The sequence below is a fragment of the Nocardia sp. CWNU-33 genome (assembly GCF_046764895.1).
GTDB lineage: Bacteria > Actinomycetota > Actinomycetes > Mycobacteriales > Mycobacteriaceae > Nocardia.
In genome coordinates this window covers 1-10,050 of record NZ_JBKOQN010000076.1, presented here as the reverse complement: position 1 = coordinate 10,050, position 10,050 = coordinate 1, and the positions used below count along the sequence as shown (strand labels likewise).

Here is a 10,050-nt window from a genome sequence, read left to right as displayed (position 1 = left end):
ACAAAGTCCACACATCATCCGGCCCGAAACCGAAGTCGGCATCGGTGTTGGCGAACAGCCGCACCACATTCCGATGCGCAACCGCAACACCCTTCGGGCGACCCGTCGAGCCGGAGGTGTAGATCACATAGGCGACGCTGTCCGGGGTCAACGGCGCGTTACGGTCCGCATCGGTGATCGGTGCATCGTCGAAGTCGGTGGCATCGAATCCGTCGACCACGATGCTCGGCAGGCCGTCGGGCACCGCCACCTCGACCGTCGAATCGACGATCACACTCGTCGGACGCGAATCCGACAACACATAAGCGATGCGATCAGCCGGATAGGTCGGGTCCACCGGCACGTAGCCCGCACCCGTCTTAACCACAGCCAACAACGCGACAACCAAGTCCAGCGACCGCGGCAGAATCACCGCAACCAGCGACTCGGGACCCGCACCATCGGCAATCAGCCTGCGCGCCAACACATTCGCACGCTGGTCGAGCTCGGCATAGGTCAACGACTCGGCACCCAAGCGGGCCGCCCTGTGATCCGGGTATGCCGCGACCGCCGCGTCGAACAGGTCCGCCAGGGTGAGATCCGGATCGGCGAACCGGCCGACGGCACTGTCCGCACCCGAGGACACCCAGTTACGCGATACCTCGAGCCGCTCCGCGGCGTCGAGCAGGTCGATGTCGCCGACAAGCACGTCGGGTCGATCGGCGACGGTGCGCAGAATACGCAGGTACCGATCGGCGATCGCGGCAGCCGTCTCCGGGTCGAACAGGTCGGTCGCGTAGACCAGCTCCGCAGTAAGACCAGGCGTTTCGGTGCCGGACCCATTGGTCGCCGGGTCGGCGATGGTCGGCTTCTCGGTCAGCACCAGTTGCAGATCGAATTTCGCAACATCGATCGGCAGGTCGACGGCGCTGACGGTCAGCCCGGGCAGCTCCAGCGTGTTCTGACCGGTGTTCTGGAACGACAGCGCAACCTGGAACAGCGGGTTGCGTGCCTGCGACCGCACGGGGTTGAGAATCTCGACCAGCCGCTCGAACGGCAGGTCGGCGTGGCCGAACGCCGCGATATCGGTGGCACGGACCGACCGCAGCAGCTCCGCGAAGCTCACCTCATCCTCGACCGGTGTCCGCAGCACGAGGGTGTTGACGAACATGCCGATCAGATCATCGAGAGCTCGCTCGCCGCGGCCCGCGATGGGGGTACCGATGGCGATGTCGTGTTCGCCGCTCAGTCGCGAAAGCAGCACGGCCAACGCGGTGTGCGCGACCATGAACAACGTCGCGCCGCGACCGCGGGCGACACTGTTGAGCCCGGCATGTGTCTGCGCGTCGATCTCGAAGCGATGGATCGCGCCACGCCCCGAGGCGACCTCCGGACGCGACCGATCGGCAGGCAGATCCAGCTGTTCCGGCAACCCGCGCAGGGTGTCGGACCAGAAACCGACCTGCTGGGCGATCACCGAATCCGCGTCGTCCTCGGCGCCGAGGACCGCGCGCTGCCACAGCGCGAAGTCCGCATACTGCACCTCCAGCGGCCGCCATGCGGGTTCGCCGCCGTCGACGCGCGCGGCGTAGGCGGTCATGATGTCCCTGGTCAGTGGGCCCATGGAGAAGCCGTCGGCCGAAATGTGATGCACCACAAGGGCGAGCACGTGTTCGGTCGGGCTGATCTCGAACAGCCTGGCCCGGAACGGCACCTCGACGGTGACGTCGAAGGCAGTCAGCACGACTTCCGCAAGCCTCAGCGGCAGTTCGGCTTCGGTGACATCGACCGGGTAGAAGTCGGGGATCACCTTGCCGGTCGCGACGGTCTGCTGATACGCGGTCCCGTCGACCTCCGGGTAGAAGGTGCGCAGCGATTCGTGCCTGGCGAGCACGTCGGCGACCGCGATCTGCAATGCCTGCCGGTCGAGCAGACCCGAAAGCCGCACGGCGCCAGGGATGTTGTCGACAGCAGATTCCGGATCGAAGCGGTTGAGGAACCACATCCGCTGCTGAGCCAGCGACAGCGGCACCCGGTCGGGACGCTGTTGCGGGACCAGCGCCGCGCGTGCACCGGCGCCTGCGCGGGTCTCCGCGCGGGCCGCGAGCGCACCGACGGTGGACGCCTCGAACAGCTCGCGAACACCGAGATCGGTGTCGAGGGCGGCGGACAATCGGGCGGCGACCTGGGTGGCGCTCAGCGAGTTACCGCCGAGGGCGAAGAAGTCGTCGTCCAGGCCGACGCGCTCCAGTCCGAGCACATCGGCGTAGGTGGCCGCGATAATTTCCTCGACCGGAGTGGTCGGCGCACGGAATACCGCGGCCTCGAACACCGGCGCGGGCAATGCCTTCCGGTCCAACTTGCCGGAGGCGTTGAGCGGGAACTCGTCGAGCACGATGACCACCGACGGCACCATGTAGGCAGGCAACTGCTTGCCGAGGTCCTCGCGCAGTGTCTCGATGTCCAGCCCACCATTGGGTGCCGCAATCACATAAGCGACCAACTGATCGCCGGTGTGCTGATCGCTACGCACCACGACGACCGCCTGTGCGACCTCGTCCAGCGCCGTCAGCGCCGACTCGATCTCGCCCAGCTCGATACGCAGACCACGCAGCTTCACCTGGAAGTCGGTGCGGCCCAGGTACTCCAGCTCACCGCCGGAGGTCCAGGACACCAGGTCACCGGTGCGGTACATGCGCACGCCCGCACTGCCGAACGGGTTCGCCACGAAGCGATCGCTCGTCAGATCGGCCCGCGCGACATACCCGGTCGCCAGCTGGTCGCCCGCAAGGTACAGCTCACCCGCGACACCGACCGGAACCGGGCGCAACCGTGAATCCAGCACATACACCTGGGTGTTGAACACCGGCGCACCGATCGGCACCGTGTCCACATCGGCCTCGGTCACCTCGTGGAAGGTGACGTCGACCGCGGCCTCGGTCGGGCCGTACAGGTTGTGCAGTGCTGCCCCGGTGAGCTCGCGCAATCGGTGCGCGGGCTTGGGCGGCAGCGCCTCACCGGAGGCGAAAACCAGTCGCAGCGACGCGCAGCGCGCGGCCGCCGCCTCGGCGACGAATACCGCGAGCATGGACGGCACGAAGTGGGTGACGGTGACCCGTTCGGTCGCGATGATCTCGGCCAGGTAGGCGGGATCCCGATGCCCGTCCGGCTTCGCGACCACCAGGCGCGCGCCGACCTGCAACGGCCAGAAGAACTCCCACACCGAGACGTCGAAGGTCGCGGGGGTCTTCTGCAGCACCGCATCGGTGTCGGTCAGGCCGTAGGCCGACTGCATCCACACCAGGCGGTTCACGATCGCACCGTGGCTGACCGCGACACCCTTCGGGCGACCCGTCGATCCCGAGGTAAAGATCACGTAGGCGGTGTTCGACGGCAGCAGCGGAGCACGCCGCTGTGCATCGGTCACCGGCTCGTCCGACAGACCCTCCAGGTCGAGCATGTCGATGCGGACCTGCGCGGTGTCGATATCGAGATCGTCGCCGGAGGTGAGCACACACACCGGATCCGCCGTGGCGAGAATGTATTCCGTGCGCTCGGCCGGATGATCCGGATCCAACGGCACATAGGCGCCCCCGGCCACGGTCACCGCATACATGCCGACGACCAGGTCGATGGACCGTCGCATGCCGAGTGCCACATACGATTCCGGGCCGACGCCGCGTTCGATGAGCCAGCGCGCCAGGCGATACACCCGGCCCGCGAACTCGTCGTAGGACAGACTTGTCCCCTCGAATGTCAGCGCGGTCGCCTCGGGCGAGTTCACCAGCTGCGCCTCGAACATCGACACCAGCGTCAAGGCCGTGGAGCTTGCGGAACGGCCGAGCACAACAGCCGAATCCATCGCGTGCGCGGTGTCGTTCCAGCCCGACACCACCAGGTCACGCTCGGCGGTGTCGAGCAGCTCGATATCACCGACCGCCAGATCGGGTTCGGTGATCATGGTGGTGAGCACGCGCACGAGTCGGTCGGCGATCCGCTGCACGGTCTGTTCGTCGAACAGATCGCGCAGGTAGCCCGCGCGAATCCGCAGTCGGGTGTCCAACTGCGCGATCAGCGTCAGCGGGTAGTGCGTCGCGTCGGCGGCTTCGAGGCCGACCACGGCCATGCCGTCGATATCCGCGGCCTGCGCTCGGATGCCCTCGGAATCCACCGGGTAGGACTCGAACACCACCAGCGAGTCGAACAGTCCACCGACGCCTGCGGCGGCCTGGATTTCGGCAAGGCCGACGTAGTGATGGTCGAGCAGGTCGGCCTGCTCGCCCTGGGTCCTGGTGAGCAACTGCCGGACAGGTTCGGACGGATCGAAACGCACCCGCACCGGGACGGTGTTGATGAACAGACCGATCATGGATTCGACGCCGGTCAGCTGGGCGGGACGGCCGGAAACCGTGGTACCGAACAGCACGTCGTCACGACCGGTCATGCGGCCGACGAGGATGCCCCACGCGGTCTGCAGAACGGTGTTCGGCGTGACGCCGAGCGAGGCGGCGAGCGTGGTCAGCCGGGTCGTCGCCGACTCGTCGAGGTCGAAGAGGTACTCCCCGGCCAGCGCGGTGATCTCGCGCCCCGCATCCGGCCTGGCCAGCAGGGTCGGTTCGGTGACGCCGCGCAGCGACTCGCGCCACACGCCCACCGAGGCCGAAAGATCCTGCTGCGCGGTCCATTCCAGGAAGTGCCGGTAGGAACGGGCGGCGGGCAGCACGTTGCTGTCGGCGTGTGCCGCATAGAGCACCAGCAGATCCCGCATCAGCAGCGGCATCGACCAGCCGTCGAGCAGGATGTGGTGGTTGGACACCGCGAACTGCCAACGATCCGGCGCGACCTGGATCAGGGTAAACCGGATCAGCGGCGGCGCGGTCAGATCGAAGCGCTGCATCCGATCGGCGACGATGAGGTCATCGAACTCGCCGGATTCGATGCGATCGTGCTCGGCCCACGCCACTCGGACGCTGTCGAGCACCACCTGCACGGCATTGCCGTCGTTGTCGGTGACGAACGCGGTGCGGAGGTTCTCGTAGCGATCTACCAGCGCCTGTGCGGCCGAACGGAGCCTGGCCGCGTCCAACCGACCGGTGAGGGTCAGCACCGCCTGCGCGGTGTACACATCGACCGAGCCGGCGGCCAGCCTGGCGTGGAACAGCAGACCGGCCTGCAGCGCCGACAGCGGCCAGACATCGGCAAGGGACGGGAATCGCTGCTCCCAGCCGTCGATATCGCGCTGTGTGCTGCGCACCAGACCGAAGTCGGACGGTGTGTGTCCGCCGGCGCCTGCCGAGTTGGCGTGCCGCGCAACCGCTTCCAGTGCCGTGATCCACAGATCGGCGAATTCGCGAACCTGTGCGGCGTCGAGCAGGGTGGCCGGGTAGCCGATGTTCGCGGTCAGCTTGTCGCCGACCACGATGGCGTTGATATCCAGCGGCGCCATCGCGGGCATGTCGCCGTCGTAGGCGCCGCCGAGCGCGCCGAGATCGGCCGCGGGGATCCAGCCGAAGCCGCGCAGCGCCTCGGGCACATCGCCGTCGGAGACCCGACCGAGGTAGTTGAAGCTCACCTGGCCGGGCAGCTCGACGGGCAGTTCGGTGGCGGTCCGCTTGTTCAGGTAGCGCAGCAACCCGTAGCCGACGCCCTTGTCCGGGACGGCCAGCAGCTGCTCCTTGACCGCCTTGACGGCCTTGCCGAGCGCGGGGCCGCCGGCGAGCGCGGCATCGATGTCGATGCCGGACAGGTCGAATCGGACCGGGAAGATCGCGGTGAACCAGCCGACGGTGCGCGACAGGTCCGCGCCGGGGACGATGTCCTCTTCGCGACCATGCCCTTCCAGCCGGATCAACAGCGAGTCCTCGGCGCTGGTTCCGGTGCGCCGGGCCCGCCATTTCGCGGTCGCCAGGGCGAGCGCGGTGAGCAGGCCGTCGTTGACACCGCCGTGGAAGAGTGCCGGCACCGTGGTGAGCAGGGCCTTGGTGACCACCGGGGACACCTCGACCTGAAGCTTCTCGATACCGCCCGCGGTGTCGACTGCCGGATCCATCGGTCGATCGGTCAGCACCGGGTCCGCCGCCCCGACCACCGAACGCCAATAGTCGAGTTCGGCGACCCGCTCGGCACTTTCGGCCTCGCGCCGCAGCGCGTCGGCCCACGCGCGCATAGATGTAACGGGTGCGACGAGCTCCGGTTCCTGCCCGGCGGTGAGCTGACCCCACGCCGTGACGAAGTCCGGCACCAGGATGCGCCAGGAAACACCGTCCACGACGAGGTGGTGCCCGACGACGATCAATCGCCCACTGTGGTCACTGTCGTTCGGCTCCAGCCAGACGAACCGAATCACCACGCCCGCAGCCGGATCGAGCAGATCCAGCGAAGCGTCCAGTGCCGCGCCGGCAATCTCGACGAGTTCGGCATCGTCGATACCGGCGTCGAACTCGGTCCGGTCGATCAGCGCGTCCACCTCGACGGTGCCGGGCGCCGCGGTTTCGACGATCCAATCGCTACCGTCGTGATGCAACCGGGCCCGCAGCATGTCGTGCCGGTCGATGACCGCACCGACGGTCTTCGCAATACCCGCACGGTCGATACCGACCGGAAGTTCCAGCGCCAGTGTCTGATTGAACCGGCCGAACGAACCGCGCCGTTCCGCCATGAACCGCACCACCGGCGTCAGCGGCATCGCACCGACGCCACCACCCGGCAGCTCGGCGAGCACCGGCTGCGTCGCCTCGGCGGTTTCGGCGGTCTCCGCGACCGAGGCGAGCCCCGCCACGGTGCGCTGTTCGAAGACGTGCCGCGGTGTGAAGACGACACCACGCGCCCGAGCGCGCGATACGAGCTGGATCGACACAATGCTGTCGCCGCCGAGCGCGAAGAAGGAATCGTCGACACCGACCCGCTCCACACCCAGCACCTCGGCGAAGACCTCGGCAATGGTGTGTTCGACGGGGGTACGCGGCGCTCGGAACACGACCTCGGTGGCGAATACCGGCTCCGGCAGCGCCTTCCGGTCCAGCTTGCCTGCCCCGGTCAACGGCACCTGGTCGATCACCATCACCGACGAGGGCACCATGTACGCGGGCAGCCGATCCGCGACGTGTCCGGTGAGCGTGGCCACGTCGATCGACTCGCCCGGCGCGGCAACCACATACGACACCAGCGTGACGGCACCCACCGAGCTCTTGTGCCCGATGGTGACCGCGAAGTCGACGGTCTCGTGCGACGCGAGCGCGGCATCGATCTCGCCGAGTTCGATACGGAAGCCGCGGATCTTCACCTGGAAGTCGGAGCGGCCCACGTACTCCACCGCACCCGTACGGGTCCAGCGGACCACGTCACCGGTGCGGTACATGCGCTGGCCTTCGGCATACGGGTTGGCCACGAACCGATCGGCGGTCAGCCCGGCCCGCGCATGGTAGCCGCGTGCCAGCTGAATGCCCGACAGGTACAGCTCACCCGCGACACCCACTGGTACGGGCCGCAATTGGGCATCGAGGATCAGTGACTGCATACCGCGGATCGGGCCGCCGATGGTCACCGTCTCGCCGATCACCAGCGGGTCGCTCATGTTGGTCGCGACGGTGGCCTCGGTCGGGCCGTAAGCGTTGTAGACCTTGCGTGCGGAGCCATCCGCCAGCGGCGCGGCCCATTTCGCGACCAGTTCCGGCGGGCAGGCTTCGCCTCCGGAGATCAGCACCCGCAGAGAGTCCAGGCCGCTCGGATCGAAGGTGGCCAGCGCGGCAGGCGTGATGAACGCGTGCGTGACGCGCTCGCTACGGATCAGCTCGGAGAGCTCCTCGCCGCCGTAGACGCCCGGCGCCACCACCACCAGCGCACCACCCGGACCGACCGCGAGCATCAGCTCGAGGATCGATGCGTCGAAGCTGGGCGAAGCGAAATGCAGTGCGCGGGAGCCGGAGTCGAGCGCAAACCGCTCGACCTGCTCGACAGCAAAGTTGGCGAGGCCGGCGTGGGTGACCACGACGCCCTTGGGCACACCGGTCGAGCCGGAGGTGTAGATGACATAGGCCGGGTGCTGCGGCAGCAGCGGCCGGACCCGGTCGGCATCGGTGATCGGGCCGCTGTCGAACGCATCCAGATCGAGGTCGTCGAGTACCAGCCAACGCGCCGATTCCGGCAGACCATCGCGCACGGCGGCGACGGTGAGACCGAGGAGCGAACCGGAGTCGGTGACCATGTGCGTGATGCGCTCGGCCGGGTAGCTCGGGTCGAGCGGCACGAATGCCGCACCGCTCTTGGCGACCGCCCAGGATACGAACACCGAGTCGGCGGAACGTGGCACACCGACGGCGACCAGATCCTCGGGACCGACGCCCTCGGCAATCAGCATGCGGGCCAGGCGGTTGGACCGCTCGTCCAGTTCGGCATAGGACAGACTCGTCCCCTGGAACACCACCGCGGGCGCCTGCGGGTCGTGGGCCGCGGCGGCGGCCAGCAACTCCGGCAGGGTGCGCGCGGGCACCGCAGGGGCACCCGTTCGAGCGACCAGATCGGCATGCTCGGCCGCATCGAGCACATCGATGGCGCCGACCGCTGCGGCCGGATCGGCGGCCACGGCCTCGAGCACCCGCTGCCAGCGCTGTGCGATATCGCGAGCCGTCGACTCGTCGAACAGCTCGGTCGCGTAGGTCAGCGCCAGAGTCATGCCGGTTGCGTCGTTCTCCGACAGCGTGAACTGCAGATCGAAGCGCGCCACGTTTTCTTCGAGTTCGAGCGCCGACACCGAAAGCCCGGGCAGCTCCAGCGATGTGCGGTCCAGGTTCTGGAACGCGAGCATCACCTGGAACAGCGGGTTGCGGGCCTGCGAGCGTTCCGGCGCGAGCAGGTCCACCAGTCGCTCGAACGGCACATCCGCGTTGCCGTAGGCGTCCAGGTCGGTGCCGCGCACCCGGTCGAGCAGTTCGGTGAACGACTCGGCCGGTTCGATCCCGGTGCGCAGCACCAGAGTGTTGACGAACATGCCGACCAGGTCGTCGAGCGCCTGCTCGCCGCGGCCCGCGATCGGGGTGCCGACCGCGATGTCCTCGGTGCCCGACAGTCGGGCGAGCAACACCGCGAGCGCGCTGTGCATCACCATGAACAGCGACGCGCCGCGTTGGCGGGCCAGGTCGTCCAGCGACGCGACGAGGTCCCTCGGCAGCTCACGCTGCACAGTCGCACCGCGATGCGAGGCGACCGCCGGGCGCGGCCGATCGGTCGGCAACGGCAGTTCGTCGGCAACGCCGTCGAGCGCACGCTGCCAGTGCGCCACCTGGCGCGCCAGCAGTGACTCGGGGTCGTTCTCGGCGCCGAGTACTTCCCGCTGCCAGACCGCGAAGTCGGCGTACTGCACGGCGAGCGGCGCCCAGCCGGGTGCACTCCCCTCGGCGCGCGCGGTGTAGGCGAGCATCACGTCACGGGTCAGCGGGCCGACGGAGAAACCGTCCGCCGCGATGTGGTGCACAACGACCACGAAGACGTAGTCCTCGACACCGGCCGTGTACAGCCTGGTCCGCAACGGAACCTGCTCTGCCACATCGAATCCGGCCGTGACGAACTCGGTCACCGCGGTGGTCAGCTGTGCGGGGTCGACCGCGACCGGGTGCAGGTCGAGCACGATGTCCTCGGCGGGCACGATCACCTGAACCGGGGTGCCGCCGTGCTCCGGGTAGCGGGTGCGCAGCGATTCGTGCCTGCGCACCACATCCGCCACCGCCAGGCGCAGCGCCTCGACATCGAGGGCGCCGGTCAAACGGATGGCGACCGGCAGGTTGTAGGCCGCGGACGTGGTGTCGTACTTGTTCAGGAACCACATGCGCTGCTGCGCGAACGACAGCGGCACCAGTTCGTCCGCCGAGCGCGGGCGGGCAACAAGTCGAGCCCGTGCGGCGCCGTCGGTATGCGATTCCACCCGTGCGGCAAGCGATTCCACGGTCGAGGCCTCGAACAGTGCCCGCACCGGAACCGTCGTCCCGAGCGCAGCCCCGATGCGCGACACCACCCTGGTCGCGATGAGCGAGTTACCACCCAGATCGAAGAAATCGTCGTCCACACCGACCCGATCCA

The 10,050-nt window shown here is 68.1% G+C and carries 1 protein-coding gene; it reads right to left on the bottom strand.

The window, feature by feature from the left end; genetic code table 11:
* A partial coding sequence (locus tag ACLMAL_RS39095; RefSeq protein ID WP_412003682.1) for an amino acid adenylation domain-containing protein occupies positions 1-10,050 on the bottom strand: 10,050 nt, incomplete at both ends.